Genomic DNA, 24419 nt, shown 5'->3' with positions numbered 1-24419 from the left:
AGGGTATTTCTGAAACGGAGAAGGCCGGGGCTTCCCGGGCGGTTTTCCAGGGCAATGTTATTCCGACGAGGCCGATGATGGGCAAGTGGACGCCGACTGACTACAACCCCGACGATTTCGCCAACCGGCGCCATATCGGGCCGTCCCCGGCCGAGATGCAGGCGATGCTGGCCGCCGTGGGGGTCGAGAGCCTGGACGAACTGATCGCGCAGACCGTGCCCGCCGGCATCCGCCAGGCCGAGGCGCTGGACTGGCCGGCGCTGTCCGAGGCTGCGCTGCTGGCGCGGATGCGCGAGGTGGCGGGGCGCAACAGGGTGATGACCAGCCTGATCGGGCAGGGCTATTACGGCACCGTCACCCCGCCGGCGATCCAGCGCAATATCCTGGAGAACCCGGCCTGGTATACCGCCTATACGCCCTATCAGCCCGAGATCGCCCAGGGGCGGCTGGAGGCGCTCTTGAATTTCCAGACCATGGTGTCGGACCTGACAGGCCTGCCCGTCGCCAATGCGAGCCTGCTGGACGAGGCGACGGCGGCGGCCGAGGCGATGGCCATGGCGCAGCGGGTGGCGAAGTCCAAGGCGCGCGGCTTCTTCGTCAGCGACGGGCTGCACCCGCAAACCGTCTCGGTGATCGAGACCCGGGCCGCGCCCCTGGGCATCGAGATCCTGCGCGGCGAATACGATCCGGCGGCGGTCTTTGGCGCGATCTTCCAGTATCCCGGCACCTTCGGCGAGATCCGCGACCATAGTGCCGAGATCGACGCTCTGCACCAGGTCGGCGCGGTCGCGGTGATGGCGACCGACCTGCTGGCGCTTTGCGTGCTGAAGGATCCGGGCGCGATGGGTGCCGATATCGCCGTGGGCTCGGCGCAGCGTTTCGGCGTGCCCATGGGCTATGGCGGGCCGCATGCCGGCTTCATGGCTTGCCGCGACGAGATGAAGCGGGCGATGCCGGGGCGCATCGTCGGCGTCTCGGTCGACGCCAAGGGCAACCGCGCCTATCGCCTGTCGCTGCAGACCCGCGAGCAGCATATCCGCCGCGAGAAGGCGACCAGCAACGTCTGCACCGCCCAGGCGCTGCTGGCGGTGATGGCGAGCTTTTACGCCGTGTTCCACGGGCCGGTCGGCCTGCGCGCCATCGCCCAGCGGGTGCATCTGAACGCGGTGACGCTGGCGGATGCCCTGCGCGCCGCCGGGGCCGAGGTGGCGCCGGATTCGTTCTTCGACACGCTGACCGTGCGCGTGGGCGTGGGGCAGGCCGGCATCCTGGCCGCCGCCCGGCATCGCGGCATCAACCTGCGCAAGGTGGGCCGCGACCGGGTCGGCATCTCGGTCGACGAGACCACGGATGCGGGCGTCATCGCGCGGGTGCTGGACGCCTTCGGCATTTCGGACCCGGCGCTGCCGGCCCGGGCGCCGGCGATCCCCGAGGGCCTGCTGCGCGAAAGCGATTACCTGACCCATCCGGTCTTTCACATGAACCGGGCGGAATCCGAGATGATGCGCTATATGCGCAGGCTTAGCGACCGCGACCTGGCGCTGGATCGGGCGATGATCCCGCTGGGCTCCTGCACGATGAAGCTGAACGCGGCGGCCGAGATGATGCCGATCACCTGGCCCGAATTCGCTGCGCTGCACCCCTTTGCCCCCGAGGACCAGGCCGCCGGCTATCACGAGGTCTTTGCCGACCTGACCGAAAAGCTCTGCGCGATCACCGGCTATGATGCGTTCTCCTTGCAGCCGAACAGCGGCGCGCAGGGGGAATATGCCGGGCTCTTGACCATCGCCGCCTATCACAAGGCGCGCGGCGAGGATCGCGACATCTGCCTGATCCCGGTGTCGGCGCATGGCACCAACCCGGCCAGCGCGCAGATGGCGGGGATGAAGGTCGTGGTGGTAAAGTCGGCGCCGAATGGCGACATCGACCTCGAGGATTTCGCCGCCCAGGCGGCGAAGGCCGGGGACAGGCTGGCGGCGGTGATGATCACCTATCCCTCGACCCATGGCGTCTTCGAGGATACGCTGCGCGAGGTCTGCCGCATTACCCATGACCATGGCGGCCAGGTCTATATCGACGGCGCCAACATGAATGCGCTGGTCGGGCTGGTGCGGCCGGGCGAGATCGGCGGCGACGTCAGCCACCTGAACCTGCACAAGACCTTCGCCATTCCGCATGGCGGCGGCGGTCCCGGCATGGGCCCGATCGGGGTCAAGGCGCATCTGGCGCCCTTCCTGCCGGCCGATCCGCGGGCGGGGGCGGGCGCGGTTTCGGCGGCGCCCTGGGGCTCGGCCTCGATCCTGCTGATCTCCTGGGCCTATATCCTGATGATGGGCGGGGCGGGGCTGACCCAGGCGACGCGCGTCGCGATCCTGAACGCGAACTACATCGCCAGCCGGCTGGCCTCGGCCTATCCGGTGCTGTTCATGGGCAACCGCGGCCGGGTCGCGCATGAGTGCATCCTGGACATGCGGCCCTTTGCCGAGCATGGCGTGACCGTGGACGACATCGCCAAGCGGCTGATCGACAACGGCTTCCACGCGCCGACGATGAGCTGGCCGGTCGCCGGCACGCTGATGGTCGAGCCGACCGAATCGGAAACCAAGGCCGAGATCGACCGGTTGATCACCGCCTTCCTGGCGATCCGCGACGAGATCGCCGCGGTGGCCGATGGCCGCATCGCGCCCGAGGCCTCGCCGCTGCGCCACGCGCCGCATACGGTCGAGGATCTGGTCGCCGGTTGGGACCGTGCCTATTCGCGCGAACAGGGCTGTTTCCCGCCCGGGGCGTTCCGGGTGGACAAGTACTGGCCTCCGGTCGGGCGGGTGGACAATGCCTATGGCGACCGCAACCTGGTCTGCACCTGTCCGCCGCTGGAAAGCTATGCCGAGGCGGCGGAATAGGGGCGCCCGGCGGCCGGTCGGCGGGGGTGCGTGCTGGGAAAAAAGAATGCCGGCGATCCCGGCATTCCGCCCTTGACAACCCCCGGGCCTTGGGCGAGATAGCAGCCGGATGGGGCCGTAGCTCAGTTGGTAGAGCGCATCGTTCGCAATGATGAGGCCAGGGGTTCGATTCCCCTCGGCTCCACCAAGTTCTCTCAAAGCTTTGAAATCTAAATAGTTTCCAGCAATGCTTGGGTGAATTTCGGCTTGTGTCACGCAGGGGTGTTACAGTGGAAAGGCTGATCGTGCGCCAACCGGGGGCATGATCCGCTGATGTGTCTGCTGGTTTGCTTGGGCCTATCCGGCGAGGGCCTCGGCCAGCCTGTTCAATTCCTCGGCCAGTGCGTCAGCCCCCGCAGCGCGGTTTCGGTCCGGTCATCGGCCAGTTCCCGCAGCATCTCGGCGGTTTCATTTCGGCCCGTCCACTCCTGCGTCTCGGCCTCGCTGCGCAGGGCTTGGGCGGTCTTGATCTGGCGCACAATCTGCACAGCCAAAAATTTTCCAGCAATGCTTGGCTGGTCTGCTGGGCATGAGGACGGCGCCACCATCCCCGCACGTCATTGACGCACCCCGCGGGTAAAGACCGCAGCGGGGCGCAGGGGCCGTCACGGTCAGGCGGGGCAGATGGCCGCCACGGGCGATGCGCAACCTTCAGCGATCGGCCTGGCCCGCGAAGTCCAGGATCAGACGGCCATCCAGGTGGTCGGCCTCGTGCTGGGCGATGCGGGCCTCGATGCCCGACAGGCACAGCGTCAGCAGGGTCCCGGTCAGATCGAAGCAGCGCATGGATATCACTGCGGGCCGCGTCACGGTGACGGGATGGTCGGGGATCGACAGGCAGCCTTCCTCGAGCGTCTCGGTCTCGGTGCCGAGCGCGGCGATGTCGGGGTCGAGCACGACGCGGGGCAGCGGCGTGCCGGCCTTCCAGCCGTGGTCCATCACGAAGATCCGCCAGGGCTCGCCGATCTGCGGCGCGGCCAGGCCGCGGCCGCCGGCGTCATACATCGTCGCCAGAAGATCCGCCGCCAAGGGCAGGATGCGGTCCCAGCCCAGCCGGCCGACCGGCAGGCAGACCTGCCGCAGCAGCGGGTCAGGATGGATCAGGATCGGCCGCACCCGGCCCAGCCCGGCCAGCGCCGCCGGGTCCGGGCCCTGCGGTGCGGCGGCCCGATCCTCGCCGTCCAGCGGTTCAGGCACGGGCGCGCTCGCGCTTCAGCTTGACCATCTTGCGGGTGATCATCTGGCGCTTGATCGGGCCGAGATAGTCGATGAACAGCTTGCCGTCGAGATGGTCGATCTCGTGCTGGGCGCAGGTGGCCCAGAGCCCGTCGAACTCGCGCTCCTGCGTCTTGCCGTCCAGGCCCAGCCAGCGCACCCGCACCTGGGCCGGTCGCGTCACGTCGGCGTAATGGTCGGGGATCGACAGGCAGCCCTCTTCATAGGTGTTCAGCGCCTCGGAACGCCAGGTGATCTCGGGGTTCAGCATCACGACGGGTTGCGGCGCGGCCTCGGGATCCTTGTTGCAATCCATGACATAAAGCCGCGACAGCACGCCCACCTGCGGCGCCGCCAGGCCCACGCCCGGCGCGTCATACATGGTGGCCAGCATGTCGGCGGCCAGGGTCTCGATCTCGGGCGTGATGCGGGCCACGGGCTCGCACGGCTTTTTCAGGCGCGGATCGGGGTGAAGGATGATGCTGCGCAATGTCATGACCGTGATCTAGGGCAAGCCTTGGCCTTGCGCAACAACGCGCTATGGTGGCCGGGCATTGAAAATGAGAGGGACCATGGCCCAGCCCGATTTCGACGAGATCATCGACCGCACCGGCACCGCCTGTTCGAAATGGGACGACATGCAGGCGAGCTATGGCGTTTCGCCGAAGGGCGGCATCGCCATGTGGGTCGCGGACATGGACTTCCGCCCGCCGGCCTCGGTCCAGCGCGCGGTCGAGCGGATGGCGGCGCATGGCGTCTATGGCTATCCCGGCGCGAACCCGGCCTATCTGCAGGCGATCCGCTGGTGGATGGCGAACCGGCACGGCTGGGCGATCGAGCCGGACTGGATCCTGACCGCGCACGGGCTGGTCAACGGCACCGCGATCTGCGTCGATGCCTTCACCGAGCCCGGCGACCGGGTGATCGTGATGACGCCGGTCTATCACGCCTTTGCCCGGGTGATCCGCGCCTCGGGCCGCGAGGTGGCGGAATTCCCGCTGGCCATCGAGGACGGCCAATACCGCATGGACTGGGACGGCTGGGCCCGCCAGCTGACCGGGCGCGAGCGCATGCTGATCCTGTGTTCGCCGCACAATCCCGGCGGCCGGGTCTGGTCGCCCGAAGAGCTGCGCCAGGTCGCCGATTTCTGCACCGCGCATGACCTGATCCTGGTCTCGGACGAGATCCACCACGACCTGGTGATGCCCGGCGCGCCGCGCCACACGGTCATGGCCAAGGCGGCGCCCGGGATCGCGCCGCGGCTGGTGACGCTGACGGCGGCGACCAAGAGTTTCAACATCGCCGGCGCCCATATCGGCAATATCATCGTCGCCGACGAGGCGCTGCGCAAGCGGCTGCAAGGCCGGATGATGGCGCTGGGGATCTCGCCCGGGCTCTTCGGCATCGGCATGGTCGCCGCCGCCTATTCGCCCGAGGGGGCGGCCTGGGTCGATGCGCTGGTGGCTTACCTCGACGGCAACCGGCGCATCTTCGACGCGGGCATGGCGGCGATTCCGGGGCTGCGCTCGATGCCCCTGCAGGCGACCTATCTCGCCTGGGTCGATTTCTCGGGCACCGGCATGGAGCGGGCCGAGTTCACCCGTCGGGTCGAACAGGGCGCCCGCATCGCCGCCAACCACGGCGGCAGTTTCGGCAGCGGGGGCGAGGACTTCCTGCGCTTCAACCTCGCCACGCCGCGCGCCCGGGTGACCGAGGCGGTGGCGCGGCTGCAAGAGGCGTTCCGCGACCTGCAATGAAACGGCTGGGCGGGCTTTTCTCGGCGCTGTGCCTGGCGGCGCTGGTCTGGGGGCTGTGGACGCTTTGGGCGCCGCAGCCCGCGCCGCCGCCGGTGCCGCCGCCGGCGCAGGGCTGGCACTGGCCGCGTCTGCCGGACTGGCGGTTGCCGGAATGGCGCCTGCCCAGGCTGCCGCCGGTCTTGCCGCGCCCGCCCGCGCGGCCCGAGGCGCCCATCGCCTCGCCCGTCGAGCGCATCCTGGTCGAGAAATCCGCCCGCCGCATGACCGTCTGGCAGCGCCAGGGCGGGCCGCGCCGCTTCCGCATCGCGCTGGGTTTCGCGCCCGAGGGCGACAAGAGCCGCCAGGGCGACGGCCGCACCCCCGAGGGCATCTTCCGCATCGACCGGCTGAACCGGCAAAGCGCCTATCACCTGTCGCTGGGCCTCGACTATCCACGCGCGCACCACCGCGCGGCGGCGCGGCGCGGCGGCTACGACCCGGGCGGCGACATCATGATCCACGGCCAGCCGAACCAGGTGCCCGACGGCTACAAGGTCAAGGGCGACTGGACCGCCGGCTGCATCGCCGTCACCAATGCCGAGATCGAGGAGATCTTCGCCCATGCCGCCATCGGCACCGAGGTCGAGATCCGGCCCTGACGGCCGGCGGGGATCCGGCCCAACCTGCCGTCGCGGCAAATATGTCCAGACATCTTGCCGCCCCGACTGCCCAGAGATAAGGCAGAGGCATGACTCTTGCCCGTTACGCCCCGCATCTGCGCGCCACCCTGGCGCTGGGTCTGCCGCTGGTCGGCAGCCATCTCGCGCGCATGGCGATCCATGTCGCCGATACGGTGATGATGGGTTGGTATGGCGTGACCGAGCTGGCGGCGCTGGTGATCGCGGTCAGCTTCTTCAACATCCTGTTCTTCCTGGGCATGGGCTTCGGCATCGGTGTCATGGGCCTGATCGCCGCCGCCATCGCCCGCGGCGACGAGGTCGAGGTGCGCCGCGCCGCCCGCATGGCGCTGTGGCTCTCGATCGTCTTCGCGGTGCTGATGCTGCCCGCCCTGTGGCATTCCGGCCCCATCCTGCTGGCCCTGGGCCAGGCGCCCGAGGTGGCCCGGCTGGGCCAGGACTATCTGCGCATCGAGGGCATCGGGCTCATCGCCGTGCTGTGCCAGCTGACGCTGAACAGCTATCTCGCCGCGATGGAGCGCACGCAGGTGGTGCTGTGGATCACGCTGGCCGGCCTGCCGCTGGTCATCGCGCTGAACTGGGTGCTGATCTTCGGCAACCTCGGCGCGCCCGAGCTTGGCGTGCGCGGCGCCGCCATCGCTGCCGTGATCGTACAGTTCAGCCAGCTTCTCGCCATCGTCGCCTATGCGGCCTGGCTGCCCGCCGCCCGCAAATACCACCTGTTCCAGCGTTTCTGGCGCCCGGACTGGGTGGCCATGCGCCAGGTCTTCCTGCTGGGCATGCCCATCGGCCTGACCATGGTGGCCGAGGGCGGGCTCTTCGTCGGCTCGAACGTGATGATGGGCTGGATCGGCACGCGCGAGCTTGCGGCGCATGGCATCGCGCTGCAACTCGCCTCGCTGACCTTCATGCTGCATCTCGGCATGTCCAATGCCGCGACCGTGCGCGTGGGCCAGGCCAAGGGGCGCGGCGACGCGGCCTTCATGCGCGACGCGGCGGCGACGGTGACCGCGGTCTCGATCGTCTGGGCGCTGATGGCGGTGGCGGCTTTCGAGCTCTTCCCGCGCCAGCTGGTCGGGCTCTACCTCGACGCCACCCACCCCGAGACGCCGGCCATCGTCGCGCTGGCGGCGGGGCTGCTGTTCTATGCCGGGCTGTTCCAGCTGATGGACGCGATGCAGGTGATCGGGCTGGGTCTCTTGCGCGGCGTGCAGGACACCCGCGTGCCCATGGTCATCGCCGGCATCAGCTATTGGCTGGTCGGCATCCCGGTCGCCTGGGGCCTGGCCTTCCCGGCCGGTCTGGGGCCGGCGGGGCTGTGGCTGGGGCTGGTTGCCGGGCTCAGCTTCGCGGCGGTGCTGCTGATGCGGCGTTTCTGGCTGGGCCTGCGCCGCGGGGACTGGACCCGCGCGGCGCCCGCGGTCTAACCTGCCGCCGCAGAAGTCAGGAGGCCCGCTCATGCGCCCGGTTTTCGTCCAGTTCCGTTGCACCCCCGGCAAGACCTACGAGGTCGCCGACGCGATCTATGACCGCGAGATCGTCAGCGAGCTTTACTCGACCTCGGGCGAATACGACCTGCTGGCCAAGATCTATGTCCCCGAGGACAAGGACGTGGGCCATTTCCTGTCGGAAAACCTGTTCGACATCCCGGACATCGTGCGCACGCTGACCACGATGACCTTCAAGGCGTTCTGACGGCGGCGTGGCTGCGGTCGGCCGACCAGCCCTGCGCGCTCGGAGGGGCCGAATCGCAAACCGCTTCTATCCGGGAACCGGCCGTCGTCGCGGCCCGACGCGCCATCGTCCGCGTGGTCCGGTTGACGCATGGGCTGTAATCCATCGAGGCAATGCCTTCCGCGACCGCTGGGCGATGGCTGCCCGATCAAGAGCAGCATCTCCAAAAAGGGCGAACGAATCTATCACACGCCCTGGTCGCCGGCCTAAGCAGAGGCGAGCGCTGGTTTTGCGATGAGGCCGAGGCCATTGCCGCCGGTTGGCGCGCGGCGCGCTGGCTCGAATCTACCGCCAGGGCATCACCGTGAAAATGCCCGCTGGCTATCCGCTGACGCCTTGTTGGCGCTAAAACCGCCTCGCAGGCAGTTTCTCGTAACCGCTTGTCATGTAAGGAAGTTCAGTGGTGAGCCCGACAGGATTCGAACCTGTGACCCACTGATTAAAAGTCAGTTGCTCTACCAACTGAGCTACGGGCCCATCGCACGGGGGGCTAACTACGGTCGGCGGCTGACAGGGTCAAGCGGAAAAAACGCCGCCTCTGGCAAAAACTTCGCGGCGGGCGTAAAGGGGCTGCATGGAACACCAGCAAAACCCCGGACTGGGCACCTCTCGGCCCTTCATGAAGATGCACGGGCTCGGCAATGATTTCGTGGTCGTCGACGGCCGCCGCACCGGCGCGCTGCCCGATGCCGCGACCGTCGCCGCCATGGCCGACCGCCACCGCGGCGTCGGCTTCGACCAGCTGGCCGTCATCCTGCCCGGCGAGAATGCCGATGCGCGGCTGGTGTTCTTCAATGCGGACGGCTCGCGCTCGGCAGCCTGCGGCAATGCCACGCGCTGCGTCGCGCGTTTCCTGATGGACGAATCGGGCGCCTCGGCGCTGCGGCTGGCCACCGACCATGCCGTGCTTGCGGCCGAGGATGCGGGCAACCGCCTGACCCGCGTCAACATGGGCGCCCCGGTGCTGGACTGGGCGCGGATCCCGCTGGCCGAGGATGTCGATACGCTGCACCTGCCCGTCGAGGGCAATCCGGTGGCGACCGGCATGGGCAATCCGCACATGACCTTCTTCGTGCCCGACGCGGCGGCGGTCGAGCTGGACCGTTTCGGCCCGGCGCATGAGCATCATCCGCTTTACCCGCAGCGCGCCAATGTCGAGCTCGTGCAGGTCGTCTCGGACAGCGAGATCATCCTGCGCATCTGGGAACGCGGCACCGGCATCACCCTGGCCTCGGGGTCCTGTTCCTGCGCGGCGGTGGTGGCGGCGGCGCGGCGCGGGTTGACCGGGCGGCGGGTCAGGGTGAACGTCCCCGGCGGGCAGCTGGAAATCGACTGGCGCGAGGACGGGGTCTGGATGACCGGCCCGACCGCGCATGTCTTCGACGGGGTCTGGCGCGGATGAAGGATCTGAAGGCGCCCGTGTTCGCGACCCTTGGCTGCCGGCTGAACGCCTATGAGACCGAGGCGATGCGCGAGATGGCCGAGGCCGCCGGGCTGGGCGGGGCGGTGATCGTGAACACCTGCGCGGTGACGGCCGAGGCGGTGCGCAAGGCGCGGCAGGAAATCCGCCGGCTGGCGCGCGAGAACCCCGGCGCCCCGGTCATCGTCACCGGCTGCGCGGCCCAGACCGAGCCCGAGACCTTCGCCGCCATGGCCGAGGTCAGCCGGGTCATCGGCAACCATGAAAAGATGCTGCCCGAGACCTGGCAGCGGATGCAGGCCCCCGACCTGATCGGCAAGACCGAGAAGGTGCAGGTCGACGACATCATGTCGGTCAAGGAAACCGCCGGCCACCTGATCGACGGCTTCGGCCGGCACCGGGCCTATGTGCAGGTGCAGAACGGCTGCGACCATCGCTGCACCTTTTGCATCATCCCCTATGGCCGCGGCAATTCACGTTCCGTGCCGGCGGGGGTGGTGGTGGACCAGATCAGGCGGCTGCGGGATCGCGGCTTCAACGAGGTGGTGCTGACCGGGGTGGACCTGACCTCATGGGGGGCGGACCTGCCGGGGACGCCGCGGCTGGGCGATCTGGTGATGCGCATCCTGCGGCTGGTGCCGGACCTGCCGCGGCTGCGGATTTCCAGCATCGATTCGATCGAGGCGGATGAGAACCTGATGCTGGCCATCGCCTCGGAGCCGCGGCTGATGCCGCATCTGCACCTGTCCCTGCAGGCCGGCGACGACATGATCCTGAAGCGGATGAAGCGCCGGCACCTGCGCGACGACGCCATCCGCTTCTGCGAGGATGCCCGCAAGCTGCGGCCGGGCATCGTCTTCGGCGCCGACATCATCGCCGGCTTCCCGACCGAGACCGAGGCGATGTTCGAGAACAGCCTGAAGCTGGTCGGCGATTGCGGCCTGACCTTCCTGCATGTGTTTCCCTATTCGGCGAGGAAGGGCACGCCGGCGGCGCGGATGCCGCGCGTGCCGGGACCGGCGATCAAGGAGCGTGCCGCCCGGCTGCGGGCCGCGGGTGACGCGGCGCTGCTGCGGCATCTGGCGGGCGAGATCGGGCAGAGCCGCATGGTGCTGACCGAGGGGCCGCGCCTGGGCCGGACCGAGCATTTCACCGAGGTCGCCTTCGACCGCGACATGCCCGAGGGCACGCTGGTCGAATTGCGCATCGCCGGGCATGACGGGCAGCGGCTGACGGCCTGATCCTTCGCCGTCGCGCCGGGGGTCCTCGGACCCCCGGACCCCCGAGGATATTTGCACAAAAGAGAACAAGTCCCGGGGGCCGCGGTTCAACCCCGGGGCGTCGATTTCGGCAGGTCGCGGAAGATTTGCTTGCCGGGGCGGGGGGCGGCCCATAATCCTTGGCCGATGACATTGCTTTACACCCATGCCTCGGGACAGGCGCATGTGACGCCGCCCAGCCACCCCGAGCAGGTGGCGCGGCTGGATGCGGTCCTGGCGGCCCTGGACGGGCTGGAACTGGAGCGGCGCACGGCACCGGAGGCGGCCGAGGCCGACCTGCTGCGCGCGCATCCGCCGGAATACCTGGCCATGCTGCGCCGCAAGCAGCCGGCCGAGGGCTGGGCGATGCTGGATTCGGACACCTATCTGGCGCCGGGCAGCCTGCTGGCGGCGCGCCATGCCGCGGGCGGGGTCTGCGCCGCCGTCGATGCCGTGCTGGCGGGCCAGGCGCCCAATGCCTTCATCGCCATGCGTCCGCCCGGCCATCATGCCGAGCGCATGAAGCCGATGGGCTTCTGCATCCTGTCCTCGGTCGCGATCGGGGCGAAGCGGGCGCTGGAGCATCACGGGCTGGACCGCGTGGCGGTGCTGGATTTCGACGTGCATCACGGCAACGGCACCCAGGACGTGCTGTGGGACGAGGCGCGGGCGCTGTTCGTCTCGACCCACCAGTCGCCGCTTTACCCCGGCACCGGGGCCGCCTCGGAGACCGGGGCGCATGGCCAGGTGGCGAATGTGCCGCTGGCCGCCGGCAGCGGCGGCGATGCGGCGCGCGCGATCTGGCGCAGCCTGTGTGCCCGGGTCGAGGCCTGGCGGCCGCAGCTGATCCTGGTCTCGGCCGGCTTCGATGCCCATGCCGAGGATCCGCTGGCCGGGCTCATGTGGGACGAGAGCGATTTCACCGCCATTACCCGGATGATCTGCGATACCGCCGCCGCCTGTTCGGCCCCGGTGGTGTCTGCGCTGGAAGGCGGCTATGATCTCGGCGCTTTGGGCCGCTCGGCGCGTGCCCATGTCGCAGTGCTGAGGGAGACCGCCGCGTGACCGAGATCGAGATGATGTCCTTTGAAGAGGCGATGAAGGAGCTTGAGGCCACGGTCGGCCGGCTGGAGCATGGCGAGGCGACCTTGGAGGAATCCATCGCGCTTTACGAACGCGGCGCCAAGCTGCGCGCGCATTGCGACAAGGTGCTGCGCGCCGCCGAGGAGCGGGTCGAGAAGATCACCCTGGCCGCCGGCGGCCAGCCCACCGGGACCGTGCCGGTCGAGGGGCTGTGATGCAGGACCGGCTCGAGGATGTGAAGGCGCAGGTCCAGGCCGCGCTGCAAGAGGCCATGGCCGGCCTGCCCTCGGGCGACCTGGCCGATGCGATGCGCTATGCCTGCATCGGCGGCAAGCGCGTCCGGGCGCTTCTGGTGATGGAATCGGCCCGGCTGTTCGGCCTGCGCGACCGGGAATCGCTGCCGGTGGCGGCGGCGGTCGAGGCGCTGCATGCCTATAGCCTGGTCCATGACGACCTGCCGGCGATGGATGACGACGACCTGCGCCGCGGCCTGCCCACCGTGCATGTGCAATGGTCCGAGGCGACGGCGATCCTGGCCGGCGACGCACTGCAATCGCTGGCCTTCGGGCTGTTGACCGATCCGGCGGTCGGCTCGGCCGAGGTGCGGCTGGCGCTGGTGCGCGGCCTGTCCGAGGCCATCGGCGCGCGCGGCATGGTCTGGGGCCAGGCGCTGGACATCGCCGCCGAGACCGCGCTGGAGCCCCTGGACATCGTCGCGATCAAGCGGTTGCAGGGCGCCAAGACCGGCGCGCTGATCCAGTTCTCGGCCACGGCGGGGGCGGTGATGGCGGGCGAGGATGCGGCGCCGCTGGCGGACTATGCCAAGAACCTGGGCCTGGCCTTCCAGATCCAGGACGACATCCTGGACGTGACCGGCAACGAGGAAGAGACCGGCAAGCGCACCGGCAAGGATTCCGCCGCCAACAAGGCGACCTTCGTGTCGCTCTTGGGCCTCGAGGGCGCGCGCGACAAGGCCCGCAAGCTGGCGCGCCATGCCGAGGCGGCGCTGGACCCCTATGGCGAGCTCGCCGGAAACTTGCGACAGCTCGCGCGTTTCGTTATCGAACGCGACGCCTGAAGCCCGCCCGGAAAGGGGCAAGCCATGACCCAAGACGACCACCGCCCCGCGACTCCGGTTCTGGACCGGGTGACCCTGCCTTCGGACCTGAAGGCGCTGACGGATCGCGAATTGCGGCAGCTGGCCGAGGAATTGCGCGCCGAGACGATCAGCGCGGTCTCGGTCACCGGCGGCCACCTGGGCGCGGGCCTCGGCGTGGTCGAGCTGACCGTGGCGCTGCATGCCGTCTTTGACGCGCCGCGCGACAAGATCATCTGGGACGTGGGCCATCAGTGCTATCCGCACAAGATCCTGACCGGGCGCCGCGACCGCATCCGCACCCTGCGGACCGAGGGCGGGTTGTCCGGCTTCACCAAGCGCAGCGAAAGCGCCTATGACCCATTCGGGGCCGGGCATTCCTCCACCTCGATCAGCGCGGCCGTGGGCTTTGCCATGGCGCGCGAACTGGGCGGCGATCCCGGCGATGCCGTGGCGGTGATCGGCGACGGCGCCATGAGCGCCGGCATGGCCTTCGAGGCGCTGAACAACGCCGGCCACCTCGGCAAGCGGCTGTTCGTGATCCTGAACGACAACGAGATGTCCATCGCGCCCCCGACCGGGGCGCTTTCGACCTATCTGACCCGGCTCTATACCCGCGGCCCGTTCCAGGATCTCAAGGCCGCGGCCAAGGGCGCCGTCAGCCTGCTGCCCGGCCCGATGCAGGAAGGCGCCAAGCGTGCCAAGGAAATGCTGAAGGGCATGACCGTCGGCGGCACCCTGTTCGAGGAGCTGGGCTTTTCCTATATCGGCCCGGTCGACGGCCATGACCTCGACCAGCTGCTGCCGCTTCTGCGCACGGTCAAGGCCCGCGCCGACGGGCCGGTGCTGATCCACGCCGTGACCCGGAAGGGCAAGGGCTATGCCCCGGCCGAGCGCGCCGCCGACAAGGGCCATGCCACGGCGAAATTCGACGTGGCGACCGGCACCCAGGCCAAGGCGAAATCGAATGCGCCCAGCTATACCTCGGTCTTTGCCCGCGCCCTGGTCGACCAGGCCAGCCGCGACGACAAGATCGTCGCCGTGACGGCGGCGATGCCGGACGGCACCGGGCTGAACCTGTTCGCCGAGCGTTTCCCGCGCCGTTGCTTCGACGTGGGCATTGCGGAACAACATGCCGTGACCTTCGCGGCCGGGCTGGCGGCGGGCGGGATGAAACCCTTCTGCGCGCTCTACTCGACTTTTTTGCAGCGTGGTTACGACCAGGTGGTGCATGACGTGGCGATCCAGCGCTTGGCCGTGCGCTTTGCCATCGACCGCGCCGGGCTGGTCGGCGCCGATGGCGCGACCCATGCCGGCGCCTATGACATTGCCTTCCTCGCGAACCTCCCCGGTTTCGTGGTGATGGCCGCCGCCGACGAGGCCGAGCTGGTGCATATGGTCGCCACCGCCGCCGCGCATGACGAAGGCCCCATCGCCTTCCGCTATCCGCGCGGCGAGGGCATGGGCGTCGAGATGCCCGAGCGCGGCATTCCGCTCGAGATCGGCAAGGCCCGGGTGATCTGCGAGGGCAAGCGCGTCGCGATCCTGTCCTTCGGCACCCGCCTGGCCGAGGTGATGCGCGCCCGCGAATCGCTGGCGGCGCGCGGCGTCGCGCCGACGGTGGTCGATGCGCGCTTTGCCAAGCCGCTGGACCGCGAGACGATCCTGCGCCTGGCCCGCACGCATGAGGCGCTGATCACCATCGAAGAGGGCGCGGTCGGCGGCTTCGGCTCGCTGGTGGCGCAGCTGCTGTCCGACGAGGGCGTGTTCGACGGCGGCTTGCGCTTCCGCCAGATGGTGCTGCCCGACACCTTCATCGACCACGCCAGCCCCGAGGCCATGTATCGCTGCGCCCGCATGTCGGCGCCCGACATCGAGGCCAAGGTGCTCGAGGTGCTGGGTGTCGCCCGGATCGGGGAAAAGCGGGCGTGAGCGGGGCTGATCTGCCGAACTATCAGGATTTCATGCTGCCGGTCTTATCGCTGATCGGTGAGCAAAGAGAGCGTCTGGATCAGGCACTGCCCGATTTGCAGAAGTATTTCTCCTTGTCCGACGAGCAGATGGAGCGGTTGCTGCCCAGCGGCAAGGCCTATGTGGCTGATCGGGCCGGATGGGCACGAACCTATCTGGTCAAGGCTGGTCTTGTCGAAAAGATCGGTCGCGCACGCTACGCCGTGACACCGCGGGGGCGTGAACTCCTTGGCCGCAATCCAAAGAAGATCAGCAAGAACGACTTGCTCCAATATCCCGAATTCCAAGCGTGGCTGAACTCAAGCCGCAATGGAGGCGAGACGCTGGTCGCGACGGTGGCAAAGACACCTGCTGAGAGTGGAAATACCACGCCCGAAGAGGCCATGGAGTCGGCATTTTCCGAGATCGACTCGGCACTTGCCGAAGACCTGCTGGAACAGGTTCTCTCCCTCACCCCCGCCCGCTTCGAGCGTCTGATCGTCGAACTGCTGCTCGCCATGGGCTATGGCGATGGCCGGGCCGAGATGGGGCAGGCCATCGGCAAATCCGGCGACGGCGGCATCGACGGCGTGGTGAACGAGGACAAGCTCGGCCTCGACGCCGTCTATATCCAGGCCAAGCGTTACGCGCCCGACAATACCATCGGCCGCCCGGCGCTTCAGGCCTTCATCGGCTCGATGACCGGCGAAAGCGCCACCAAGGGCGTTTTCGTCACCACCTCGTCCTTTTCCAAGGACGCGCGGGACTACGTCCGCCGCGTCCAGCAGCGGGTGGTGCTGATCGACGGCGCCCGGCTGGCGCGGCTGATGATCGACCACGGCGTCGGCGTGCGCATCGACAAGACCTATGTCCTGCGCTCGATCGATGCTAATTTCTTCGATGTGACCTGAACCGACACGGTGCCCGATGAACCTGTTGACGACCCTTCTGGCCGGCCTGGCGCTGGCGGCTCCGGCGGCGGCCATGGCCGAGGACTATCTGCCGAATCTCTTCGACGTGACCGTGGTGGAAACCTGGGACACGCTGAACGTGCGCGAGGCGCCGGATGGCAAGGCCAGGATCGTCGGCACGCTGCCCTCGACCGCCAAGGGGGTCGAGCTGCTGGCCCATGACGGCTCGGGCAAATGGGGCCGGGTCAATGTCGGCGAAACCACCGGCTGGGTGGCGCTGCGCTTCCTGAAGCCGCAGCCCTCGGCCTGGAAGCCGAACGCCCTGCCGCTGACCCTGCAATGCAGCGGCACCGAGCCCTTCTGGTCCTTCAAGACCGTCGAGAAGGGCCTGGTGTTCAGCGAGCCCGACCAGCCCGAGCGCCCGCTGTCGCTGCGCAAGGTCATGGACCGCGGCATCGAGGGCGAGCCGATGCGCGGCATGATCGCCGGCGACGACAAGGGCCGGCTGACCGCGGTGATGCAGCCCCGGCAATGTTCGGACGGCATGTCGGACCGCGGCTTCGCGCTGGCGGTCACGGTGATCCTGGACGGGCAGGACCAGCCGTCGCGCATGCTGACCGGCTGCTGCTCGATCGCGCCCTAGATCAGCCCCTCGGCCCGGGCCAGCGCCGCCAGCCCGGCGCGATAGTCGGGATAGCGCAGCGCGACGCCCAGCTCGCGCTTGATGCGGTCGTTCGCCACGCGCTTGCTTTCGGCATAGAAGCTGCGCGCCATCGGCGTCATCGCGGCCGTGGCGAAATCCTCGGCCGGGGGCAGGGGCAGGCCCAGCAGGTCGGCGGCATGGCCGATCACCGCCTCGGGCGGGGCCGGGTCGTCGTCGCAGACATTGTAGACCGCGCCGGGGCAGGGCGCCTTGATCGAGGCCAGCAGCACCCGCGCGATGTCCTCGGCATGGATGCGGGAAAACACCTGGCCCGGCTTGACGATGCGCCGCGCCGTGCCGGCGCGCAGCTTGGCGAAGGGCCCGCGCCCCGGGCCATAGATCCCGGCCAGGCGAAAGATGTGCAGGGGCAACCCGTGTTCCGCCGCCAGCCGCTGCCAGCCCTGTTCGGCCGCGACCCGCTCGCGCCCGCGCCGGGTCGTGGGGGTGCAGGGGCTGTCCTCATCGACCCAGCCGCCGTCCCGGTCGCCATAGACCCCGGTGGTGGACAGATAGCCCAGCCAGCGCGGCTGCGCGCGACCGATCTCGGCGCCGAACGCCGCCAGCACCGGGTCCGCGCCACCCTCCGGCCCGACCGAGACCAGGATCGCATCGGCCGCCGCGATCTCCTGCCGCACGGCCGCATCGTCGCCGGGCCAGAGCAGCGGCGCCGCCCCCGCCGCCGCCACGCGCGCCGGATTGCCGCGCGTGGTGCCGGTGACCTGCCAGCTCTCGGCCACGAGCAGCGGCGTCAGGAAGCCGGCGGAATAGCCGTGGCCGAAAACCAGCGCCCTCACGCCCGGCCCCGCAGGATCTCGGCCGCGATGGCAAAGGAACGGTGCCGCGCCGCCTGGTCGTAGATGTTGCCGACCAGGATCAGCTCGTCCGGGCGGTATGTCGCGATCAGCGCGTCGAGCTGCCTGGCGACCGTCTCGGGCGCGCCGACGGCGCTGACCGACAGCGCGTGCTCGACCATCGGCAGCACCGCGGCCGACACCGCGTCATGGATGTCGTCGACCGGCGGCGGCAGCAGCCCCGGCATGCCGCTGCGCAGCCGGGCAAAGGAAATCATCTGGCTGCTGCGCAGGCGCTGTGCCTCGGCGTCGGTGTCGGCGGCGATGACGTTCACCGCCAGCATGAAGCGCGGGCGGGTGCCGAATTCGGTCGCCTCGAACCGCTCGCGGTAAAGCCCGACCGCCTGCTCCAGGTCGCCGGGCGCGAAATGGCTGGCGAAGGCATAGGGCAGGCCCAGCACCGCGGCGAGGCTGGCGCCGTAAAGCGACGAGCCCAGGATCCAGACCGGCACATTGGTGCCCTCGCCCGGATGGGCGGCGACCGGGGCGCCGGGGCGCGGCGGGCCCAGATAGCGCAGCAGCTCGACCACGTCGTTCGGGAAATCGTCGTTGCGCTGCATCCCCCGGCGCAGCGCGTGCATCACCGCCCCGTCGCCGCCCGGCGCGCGGCCCAGGCCCAGGTCGATGCGGTCGCCATGGATCGTCGCCAAGGTGCCGAATTGTTCGGCAATCGCCAGCGGCGCGTGATTGGGCAGCATGACGCCGCCGGCGCCGACGCGGATCGTCTGCGTATGCCCGGCGACATGGCCGATCAGCACCGCGGTCGCGGCACTGGCGATGCCGGGCATGTTGTGATGCTCGGCCAGCCAGAAGCGGTGATAGCCCCAGCCCTCGGCGGCCTGGGCCAGCGCGACCGAATTGGCGATGGCCTGCCGGGCGTCCGCGCCCTCGGTGACGACGGCAAGATCGAGAACGGAAAATTCCATGCGGATCACTCCTTTGCCTCCCCAGATAGGCACTGGGCCAGCCGCTTGCCAGTGGCGGGGCGCGCTGGCACTCTGGCGCCAAATTGGAGAGCGCGCATGACGACCGACCGCCGGACCCTTCCCCTGGAAACGCCCGAACCCGCCGAGCGGCAGTCTTTCGACGACCCCGCCGCCGCCGTGGCGCGGCTGATCGAACTTTACGAACGCGCCTCGCATTTCCTGCTGGAACGCTTTGTCGCCACCCTGCAGGGCGCCCGGCCGCAGGCGCGCTATCGCGCCTTCTACCCCGAACTGCGGCTGCAGGTGCCGGTGCATTCCAAGACGGATTCGCGGCTGTCCTTCGGCCATGTCGCGCTGCCCGGGGTCTATGCCACCTCGATCACCCGGCCCGACCTGTTCCGCGGCTACCTGACCGAACAGATCGGGCTGTTGATGAAGAACCACGGCGTCCCGGTCTCGGTCACCGACAGCGGCACGCCGATGCCGGTGCATTTCGCGGTGGCGACGCAAAGCGACCTGAACGTGCCGCAGGAAGGCGTGCTGAACTATTCCCTGCGCGACGTGTTCGACGTGCCGGACCTGAACACGATGAACGACGACATCGTGAACGGCACCGCGGGTCTGAACCCGGACGGCAGCCAGCCGCTCGCGCCCTTCACGGCGCAGCGGGTGGATTACTCGCTGGCGCGGCTGTCGCATTACACCGCGACCCTGCCCGAGCATTTCCAGAATTTCGTGATGTTCACCAACTACCAGTTCTATGTCGATGAGTTCGAGGCCTTCGCCCGCCGCGCGCTGTCCGACCCGGAATCGGGCTATACCGCCTTCATCGGGCCGGGCAACCAGGTGCTGGAGCGGCCCGAGGACATTATCGCCACCGGCGCCAAGATGCCGCAGATGCCGGCCTATCACCTGAAACGCCCGGATGGCGACGGCATCACGCTGGTCAATATCGGCGTCGGGCCGTCCAATGCGAAAACCGCGACCGACCATATCGCCGTGCTGCGCCCCCACGCCTGGCTCATGGTCGGCCATTGTGCCGGGCTGCGCAACTCGCAGTCCCTGGGCGATTTCGTGCTGGCCCATGCCTATCTGCGCGAGGATCACGTGCTGGACGACGACCTGCCAGTCTGGGTGCCGATCCCGGCCCTGGCCGAGGTGCAGGTGGCGCTGCAAGAGGCGGTGGCCGAGGTCACGCAGCTGGACGGCTACGACCTCAAGGCGATCATGCGCACCGGCACGGTGGCGACGATCGACAACCGCAACTGGGAGCTGCGCGACCAGTCGGGCCCGGTCCAGCGGCTGTCGCAGTCGCGCGCCGTCGCGCTCGACATGGAAAGCGCCACCATCGCCGCGAACGGCTTCCGCTTCCGGGTGCCCTATGGCACGCTGCTCTGCGTCTCGGACAAGCCGCTGCATGGCGAGCTGAAGCTGCCCGGCATGGCCACGGATTTCTATCGCACCCAGGTCGCGAACCATCTGCTGATCGGCATCCGGGCGATGGAGAAACTGCGCGCGACTCCGCTGGAACGCATCCACTCGCGCAAGTTGAGGTCATTCAACGAGACGGCTTTCCTCTGATAGGCCGTTTTCCGCGGCTTTTCGCTGCGTCCAACCGCGGAATCCACAGGAAAACGCTTGAACTGCGCGCAAAAAGCTTGTGTAGCGGCGTTCGTGCCGCCAAGGTGGCGTCCGAAAATTTCCCGAACGGGGAACAACGAGGAGACAGAACATGGCCCAGGCCGCTTCGAAACCGATGACCAAGACCCAACTCGTCGCCACCCTGGCCGATGAGATGGGCAGCGACAAGAAGACCGCCGCCGCGGCTCTGGATGCGCTGTCGGCCGTCGTGTCGAAAACCGTCGCCGAGGGCGGCGCCGTCACCCTGCCGGGCATCGGCAAGGTCGCCTGCCGCGCCCGTCCCGAACGCCAGGTCCGCAACCCGCAGACCCAGGAAATGATGACGAAGCCCGCCGACAAGGTGGTCAAGGTCACCATCGCGAAAGCCCTGAAAGACAGCGTGAACGCCTGAGCCCTGGCGCTCGCGTCATGAGGGGCCGCGCAGGTGATGCGCGGCCCTTCCTCATGCCCGGCCTCCCCCCGCCGGTGCATGTCCTGTGCACGGCCGGTGTACGCGCCGCGCCTTGCGCTTGCGCCCGCCCGCTGATCTGCTAGCCCAAGGGGGCAGCCAGCAAGGGGAAAGCGCGATGGACCTGAAAGCCATCCTGATGGGCACGGGCTTTGCCCTGGTCTGGGCCTCGGCCTTTACCACCACCCGCATCATCGTCCTGGCCGCGCCGCCCCTGACCGCGCTGGTGATCCGCTTCGCGCTGTCGGCCTTGGTGGCGATTCCGCTGGCCTGGGCCATGGGGCAGAACTGGCGGCTCAGCCGGGCCGAGTGGCGCACGGTGATCGTCTTCGGCCTGTGCCAGAACGCGCTGTATCTGGGCCTGAACTGGGTCGCCATGCAGCATGTCGAGGCCTCGGCCGCCGCGATCATCGCCTCGATGATGCCGCTGCTGGTCGCCTTCCTGGGCTGGCTGCTCTACGCCGAAAAGCTGCGGCCGATGGCGGTGGCCGGGCTGGTCGCCGGCGTGATCGGCGTGGGGCTGGTCATGGGCGTGCGGCTGCGCCACGGGCTCGACATCCCTGGGCTGCTCCTGTGCCTGGGCGGCGTGGTGGCGCTGACCTTCGCCACGCTGGCGGCGCGCGGCGCCGGCGGCAGCCGCAACATGATGATGATCGTCGGCCTGCAAATGGCGGTCGGCGCCGCGGCGCTGCTGGTCCCGGCCGCGCTGCTGGAATGGGGCCGCCCCGTGCTGTGGAGCGGCACCCTGGTCTGGTCCTTTGTCTATACCGTGATCGCGCCCGGCATCGGCGCGACCTGGCTGTGGTTCCTGCTGGTGAACCGCGTCGGCGCGGTCAGGGCGGCGACCTTCCACTTCCTGTCGCCGCTCTTCGGCGTCGCCATCGCCGCCGCCCTGCTGGGCGAACGCTTCGGCGCCTCGGATGTGCTGGGCGCGGGGATCGTCGCGGCCGGCATCCTGATGGTGCAGCTGGCGCGCATCCCCGGCGCCGTTCCGGCTCAACCGTCGAATTCGCGCGCCCAGGCCATCGAGGGACGCGACTGAATCCGCCGCACCCAGGCATCGACCGCCGGCGGGCGCGGCATGCCCTCGCCGAAGAAGGCGAAGGGCGAGGCGACCAGCAGGTCGGCGGCCGAGAAGCGGTCGCCCAGCAGGTAGTCCTGGCGCGACAGCACCTCCTCGAGCCGCTGGATCGCGGTGTCGTAGTCGCGGAAGGTCGCCTGCAGCGCCGGGTGCTCGATCTTGAAGAAGTTCAGGATCGCCACCGGCTCCAGCACGCCCTGATACCAGCTGAGCCAGCCCAGATAGCGCCCGCGCGCCGGATCGCCTGGCAACGGCCCCAGCCCTGCCTCGGGGAAGCGGTCGGTCAGATACAGCATGATGGCGCCGCGTTCGCGGACATGGTCCCCGCCCTCGACCAGAAAGGGCACCTTGCCCTCGGGATGGGGGTTTGCCGGATCGCGCCCGCCGCTGCCGTCCTGGCGCGGGATCGCGACCTGGCGGATCTCGACCTTGTCGAGCGCGTCGAGTTCCTTCAGCAGCACGATCACGCTGGACGAGCGGCTTTGCGGGGCGTGGTAAAGGGTCAGCATCTTGGCCTCCTGCGATGAAGCGGCCAGAATGGCCCGGAAACCCTGACAGAAGGTGACAGCATGGCCCGCACCGACCGGCTGATGCGTCTGATGGATGCGCTGCGCCGCCTGCCGGCCCCGGTGACGGCGGCGCGGCTGGCGCATGAGACCGGCGTGTCGTTGCGCCAGCTTTACCGCGACATCGCCACGCTGCGCGCCGGCGGCGCGCTGATCGACGGCGAGGCGGGCGTCGGCTATCGCCTGACCGAGGATCCGGCCCTGCCGCCGCAGAGCTTCTCGCGCCTGGAAATCGAGGCGCTGCTGCTGGCGATCTCGGCCCTGGGCGGCCTGGGCGACCGCGAGCTGACCGAGGCGGGCGAGGCCGCCCTGGCCCGCATCGTCGCCACCCTGCCCGAGAGCCAGGGCCGCCACGCCATGCATGCGACCATGCGCCTGTTCCGCCCCGCCACCCAGCGCGAGGCGCCGCGGATCGACATGGCCCTGCTGCGCGAGGCGCTGTGGCAGGAACGCAGCCTCGAGATCGACTACCTGGACCTGGCCGAGGCCCGCAGCACGCGCGAGATCTGGCCCTTGGGCCTGAGCTACAGCGAGAACCACGTCATGCTGCTGGCGCATTGCAAGCTGCGCGAGGATTTCCGCATCTTCCACGTCTCGCGCATCCAGGCGATGCGGCCCGGCGGCGCCAGCTTCCGGCCGCGCCGGGTGGCGCTGGTGCGGGATTATGTCTGCGCCCGCGCGGCTATTCCGCCGCAATCGGGGTGAAGATCGCCGTGGCGCGGTTGCAGCGATACTGCGCCAGGTAATCGCCCGCGTGATCGGCCAGGTCACGGACGGCATCCAGGATCGCCTCGACCTCGGCTCGGCCGGCGGCCCAGCACAGGTTCAGCCGGACGAAGCCGGGCTTCTCGATCTCGTCGCCCCTCAGGATCGCCGCGCGCAGCCGGTCCGATTCCGCCGCATCCAGCCCCAGCAGCCGGTGCACATAGGGCCCGGCGCAGGCGCAGCCGCCGCGCGCCTGCACGCCATGCAGGTCCGACAGCATCCGCGTCGCCAGCTGCTGGTGGATGAAGCCGCCGCGCCCGTCGCGGATGCGGAAGCTGAAGAAGGGCAGGCGCGGCGCGCCCAGGTTGCCCAGCAGGGCGATGCCCGGATGCGCGCCCAGCCGCGCCAGCCCCAGCGCCAGGTATTCGGCATTGCGCGCCGCGATGCGCGGCTGGCCCACCGCCGCCTTGGTCAAGAGCGCCAGCGCGGCGCGGATGTCGCCGACCACGTTCGGCGTGCCGCCTTCCTCGCGCGCCTCGACGGTCGCGGCATAGTCGTGACCATGCGGCGAGACGAAGCGCACCGTGCCGCCGCCGGGCAGGCTGGGCTGGTCGGCCACGACCGCATCGCGGCGCAGCACCAGCACGCCCGAGGCGCCCGGCCCGCCGATGAACTTGTGCGGCGAGAACACGATGGCATCCATGCCGAGGCGCATGTCCATCGCCAGATAGGGCGCGCCGCCGGCATAGTCCCAGACCGCGCGTGCCCCGGCCCTCTTCAGGATCGCCGTCACACCGGCCACATCGGTCAGCGTCCCGGTGACGTTCGAGGCGGCCGAGAAGGCGCCGATCACCGGGCCGGGCGCGGCCGCCAGCGCCGCGCGCAGGGCGTCCAGGTCCGGGCCGCCGGTCTCGGCCTCGGGAATTTCCACCACGCTTGCGCCGCTTTCGCGCCAGGGCAGGATGTTTGAGTGATGCTCATAGGGCCCGATCAGCACCGTGGTGCCGGGCCCCGCGGCGAACAGATGCACCAGCCGGTTGATCCCCGCCGTTGCCCCGGTGCCGGCAAAGACCACCGCATGCTCCGGCCCGGCGGCGATGCATTCGGCAATCGCCGCCCGCGCCGCACGGCGCATCCGGGTCATGGCGGCGCCGCAATGGCTGGCCTCGGTATGGCGGTTGGCATACCAGGGCAGGACATGCTCCATGATCCAGGCCTCCAGCGGGCGCAGCGCCCGGCCCGAGGCGATGTAATCGGCATAGATCATCCGGCGCGGCCCGAACGGCCCCTGGACCACCGCATCGCGGCCGATGATGCCGTCATGGACGCTTGCCAGCGGATCGGGGTCCAGGGCGGCAAGATAGCTGTCAAACGGGGTCATCGGTCGGTCCTTTCGCGCTTTTGGCGGATTTTGATCCGGGTCTTCTGCAAAATCACCGCTGGATATTGGCGAA

24 protein-coding genes and 2 tRNA genes are annotated in these 24419 nt (G+C 69.2%); 18 read left to right on the top strand and 8 right to left on the bottom strand.

What is annotated here, in order from left to right; translation table 11 throughout:
- Positions 1–77: 77 nt before the first annotated feature.
- Both gcvP and PARN5_RS0104945 read left to right on the top strand, forming a co-directional pair.
- Positions 78–2903: an aminomethyl-transferring glycine dehydrogenase gene (gcvP, locus tag PARN5_RS0104950; RefSeq protein ID WP_026155179.1), complete on the top strand. Its 2826-nt coding sequence runs from the start codon at positions 78–80 to the stop codon at positions 2901–2903.
- A gap of 111 nt (positions 2904–3014) precedes the next feature.
- A tRNA-Ala gene (locus tag PARN5_RS0104945) sits at positions 3015–3090 on the top strand.
- Between the two features lie 178 nt (positions 3091–3268).
- Here the strand turns inward: PARN5_RS0104945 and PARN5_RS24065 are convergent.
- From PARN5_RS24065 to def, 3 genes are all read right to left on the bottom strand, one after another.
- Entirely contained in the window at positions 3269–3490 is a 222-nt protein-coding gene (locus tag PARN5_RS24065; protein WP_157403931.1) for a hypothetical protein, read from the bottom strand.
- A gap of 103 nt (positions 3491–3593) precedes the next feature.
- Positions 3594–4139: a peptide deformylase gene (locus PARN5_RS0104935; RefSeq protein WP_017998665.1), complete on the bottom strand. Its 546-nt coding sequence runs from the start codon at positions 4137–4139 to the stop codon at positions 3594–3596.
- Positions 4132–4653 (bottom strand): peptide deformylase, encoded by a 522-nt coding sequence (def, locus tag PARN5_RS0104930; protein ID WP_017998664.1) that lies wholly within the window; start codon positions 4651–4653, stop codon positions 4132–4134. Before def ends, PARN5_RS0104935 begins: the two co-directional genes overlap by 8 nt.
- A gap of 76 nt (positions 4654–4729) precedes the next feature.
- Here def and PARN5_RS0104925 point away from each other — a divergent pair, with 76 nt between their 5' ends.
- The 4 genes from PARN5_RS0104925 to PARN5_RS0104910 all read left to right on the top strand — a co-directional run bounded on the left by PARN5_RS0104925 (position 4730) and on the right by PARN5_RS0104910 (position 8286).
- Entirely contained in the window at positions 4730–5914 is a 1185-nt protein-coding gene (locus PARN5_RS0104925) for a MalY/PatB family protein (protein ID WP_017998663.1), read from the top strand.
- Positions 5911–6552, top strand: a complete 642-nt coding sequence (locus PARN5_RS0104920) for a L,D-transpeptidase family protein (RefSeq protein ID WP_017998662.1) — start codon at positions 5911–5913, stop codon at positions 6550–6552. The genes PARN5_RS0104925 and PARN5_RS0104920 overlap by 4 nt, the downstream gene beginning before the upstream one ends.
- Positions 6553–6641: 89 nt before the next feature.
- Positions 6642–8018 carry an MATE family efflux transporter gene (locus PARN5_RS0104915; protein ID WP_017998661.1) on the top strand — a complete coding sequence of 459 codons (1377 nt, stop codon included), beginning with the start codon at positions 6642–6644 and terminating at the stop codon, positions 8016–8018.
- Between the two features lie 31 nt (positions 8019–8049).
- Positions 8050–8286: an Lrp/AsnC ligand binding domain-containing protein gene (locus PARN5_RS0104910; RefSeq protein WP_017998660.1), complete on the top strand. Its 237-nt coding sequence runs from the start codon at positions 8050–8052 to the stop codon at positions 8284–8286.
- Between the two features lie 440 nt (positions 8287–8726).
- Here the strand turns inward: PARN5_RS0104910 and PARN5_RS0104905 are convergent.
- Positions 8727–8802, bottom strand: a tRNA-Lys gene (locus tag PARN5_RS0104905).
- Positions 8803–8899: 97 nt separating this feature from the next.
- Between PARN5_RS0104905 and dapF the strand changes: the two genes are divergently transcribed.
- From dapF to PARN5_RS0104865, 8 genes are all read left to right on the top strand, one after another.
- On the top strand, positions 8900–9727 hold the full coding sequence (gene dapF, locus PARN5_RS0104900; protein ID WP_026155178.1) for a diaminopimelate epimerase: 828 nt from the start codon (positions 8900–8902) through the stop codon (positions 9725–9727).
- 5 nt (positions 9728–9732) lie between these two features.
- Positions 9733–10986, top strand: coding sequence for a tRNA (N(6)-L-threonylcarbamoyladenosine(37)-C(2))-methylthiotransferase MtaB (gene mtaB, locus PARN5_RS0104895; protein ID WP_026155177.1), 1254 nt, complete (start codon positions 9733–9735; stop codon positions 10984–10986).
- 165 nt (positions 10987–11151) lie between these two features.
- Positions 11152–12069, top strand: coding sequence for a histone deacetylase family protein (locus tag PARN5_RS0104890; protein WP_017998657.1), 918 nt, complete (start codon positions 11152–11154; stop codon positions 12067–12069).
- On the top strand, positions 12066–12302 hold the full coding sequence (locus PARN5_RS0104885; RefSeq protein ID WP_017998656.1) for an exodeoxyribonuclease VII small subunit: 237 nt from the start codon (positions 12066–12068) through the stop codon (positions 12300–12302). The genes PARN5_RS0104890 and PARN5_RS0104885 overlap by 4 nt, the downstream gene beginning before the upstream one ends.
- Positions 12302–13165, top strand: a complete 864-nt coding sequence (locus PARN5_RS0104880) for a farnesyl diphosphate synthase (protein WP_017998655.1) — start codon at positions 12302–12304, stop codon at positions 13163–13165. The genes PARN5_RS0104885 and PARN5_RS0104880 overlap by 1 nt, the downstream gene beginning before the upstream one ends.
- A 24-nt stretch (positions 13166–13189) precedes the next feature.
- Positions 13190–15115 (top strand): 1-deoxy-D-xylulose-5-phosphate synthase, encoded by a 1926-nt coding sequence (dxs, locus tag PARN5_RS0104875; protein WP_017998654.1) that lies wholly within the window; start codon positions 13190–13192, stop codon positions 15113–15115.
- Entirely contained in the window at positions 15112–16044 is a 933-nt protein-coding gene (locus PARN5_RS0104870) for a restriction endonuclease (RefSeq protein WP_017998653.1), read from the top strand. Before dxs ends, PARN5_RS0104870 begins: the two co-directional genes overlap by 4 nt.
- 16 nt (positions 16045–16060) lie before the next feature.
- A complete protein-coding gene (locus PARN5_RS0104865) occupies positions 16061–16687 on the top strand; it encodes an SH3 domain-containing protein (RefSeq protein WP_017998652.1) in 627 nt (208 codons plus the stop codon).
- Here the strand turns inward: PARN5_RS0104865 and PARN5_RS0104860 are convergent.
- On the bottom strand, positions 16684–17541 hold the full coding sequence (locus PARN5_RS0104860; protein ID WP_017998651.1) for an SDR family oxidoreductase: 858 nt from the start codon (positions 17539–17541) through the stop codon (positions 16684–16686). The genes PARN5_RS0104865 and PARN5_RS0104860 overlap by 4 nt on opposite strands.
- Entirely contained in the window at positions 17538–18524 is a 987-nt protein-coding gene (locus PARN5_RS0104855; protein WP_017998650.1) for an LLM class flavin-dependent oxidoreductase, read from the bottom strand. Before PARN5_RS0104855 ends, PARN5_RS0104860 begins: the two co-directional genes overlap by 4 nt.
- Positions 18525–18620: 96 nt before the next feature.
- Between PARN5_RS0104855 and PARN5_RS0104850 the strand changes: the two genes are divergently transcribed.
- The 3 genes from PARN5_RS0104850 (at position 18621) to PARN5_RS0104840 (ending at position 21655) form a co-directional block, all read left to right on the top strand.
- Positions 18621–20105: an AMP nucleosidase gene (locus tag PARN5_RS0104850; RefSeq protein WP_017998649.1), complete on the top strand. Its 1485-nt coding sequence runs from the start codon at positions 18621–18623 to the stop codon at positions 20103–20105.
- 151 nt (positions 20106–20256) lie between these two features.
- Positions 20257–20556, top strand: a complete 300-nt coding sequence (locus PARN5_RS0104845) for an HU family DNA-binding protein (protein ID WP_017998648.1) — start codon at positions 20257–20259, stop codon at positions 20554–20556.
- 175 nt (positions 20557–20731) lie between these two features.
- Positions 20732–21655 carry a DMT family transporter gene (locus tag PARN5_RS0104840; protein ID WP_017998647.1) on the top strand — a complete coding sequence of 308 codons (924 nt, stop codon included), beginning with the start codon at positions 20732–20734 and terminating at the stop codon, positions 21653–21655.
- Here the strand turns inward: PARN5_RS0104840 and PARN5_RS0104835 are convergent.
- The gene (locus tag PARN5_RS0104835) at positions 21610–22203 is read right to left on the bottom strand and encodes a glutathione S-transferase family protein (RefSeq protein WP_017998646.1); all 594 of its coding nucleotides are present in this window, start codon (positions 22201–22203) and stop codon (positions 21610–21612) included. The genes PARN5_RS0104840 and PARN5_RS0104835 overlap by 46 nt on opposite strands.
- Positions 22204–22263: 60 nt before the next feature.
- Between PARN5_RS0104835 and PARN5_RS0104830 the strand changes: the two genes are divergently transcribed.
- Positions 22264–22965, top strand: a complete 702-nt coding sequence (locus tag PARN5_RS0104830) for a YafY family protein (RefSeq protein ID WP_017998645.1) — start codon at positions 22264–22266, stop codon at positions 22963–22965.
- Here the strand turns inward: PARN5_RS0104830 and PARN5_RS0104825 are convergent.
- Positions 22943–24346: an aminotransferase class V-fold PLP-dependent enzyme gene (locus PARN5_RS0104825; protein WP_017998644.1), complete on the bottom strand. Its 1404-nt coding sequence runs from the start codon at positions 24344–24346 to the stop codon at positions 22943–22945. The genes PARN5_RS0104830 and PARN5_RS0104825 overlap by 23 nt on opposite strands.
- Between the last annotated feature and the right edge of the window lie 73 nt (positions 24347–24419).

This window comes from Paracoccus sp. N5 (genome assembly GCF_000371965.1).
In the GTDB taxonomy this organism is placed as follows: Bacteria; Pseudomonadota; Alphaproteobacteria; order Rhodobacterales; family Rhodobacteraceae; genus Paracoccus.
The sequence above is the reverse complement of the archived record's forward strand: the minus strand, read 5'-3'. Positions and strand labels throughout refer to the sequence as shown.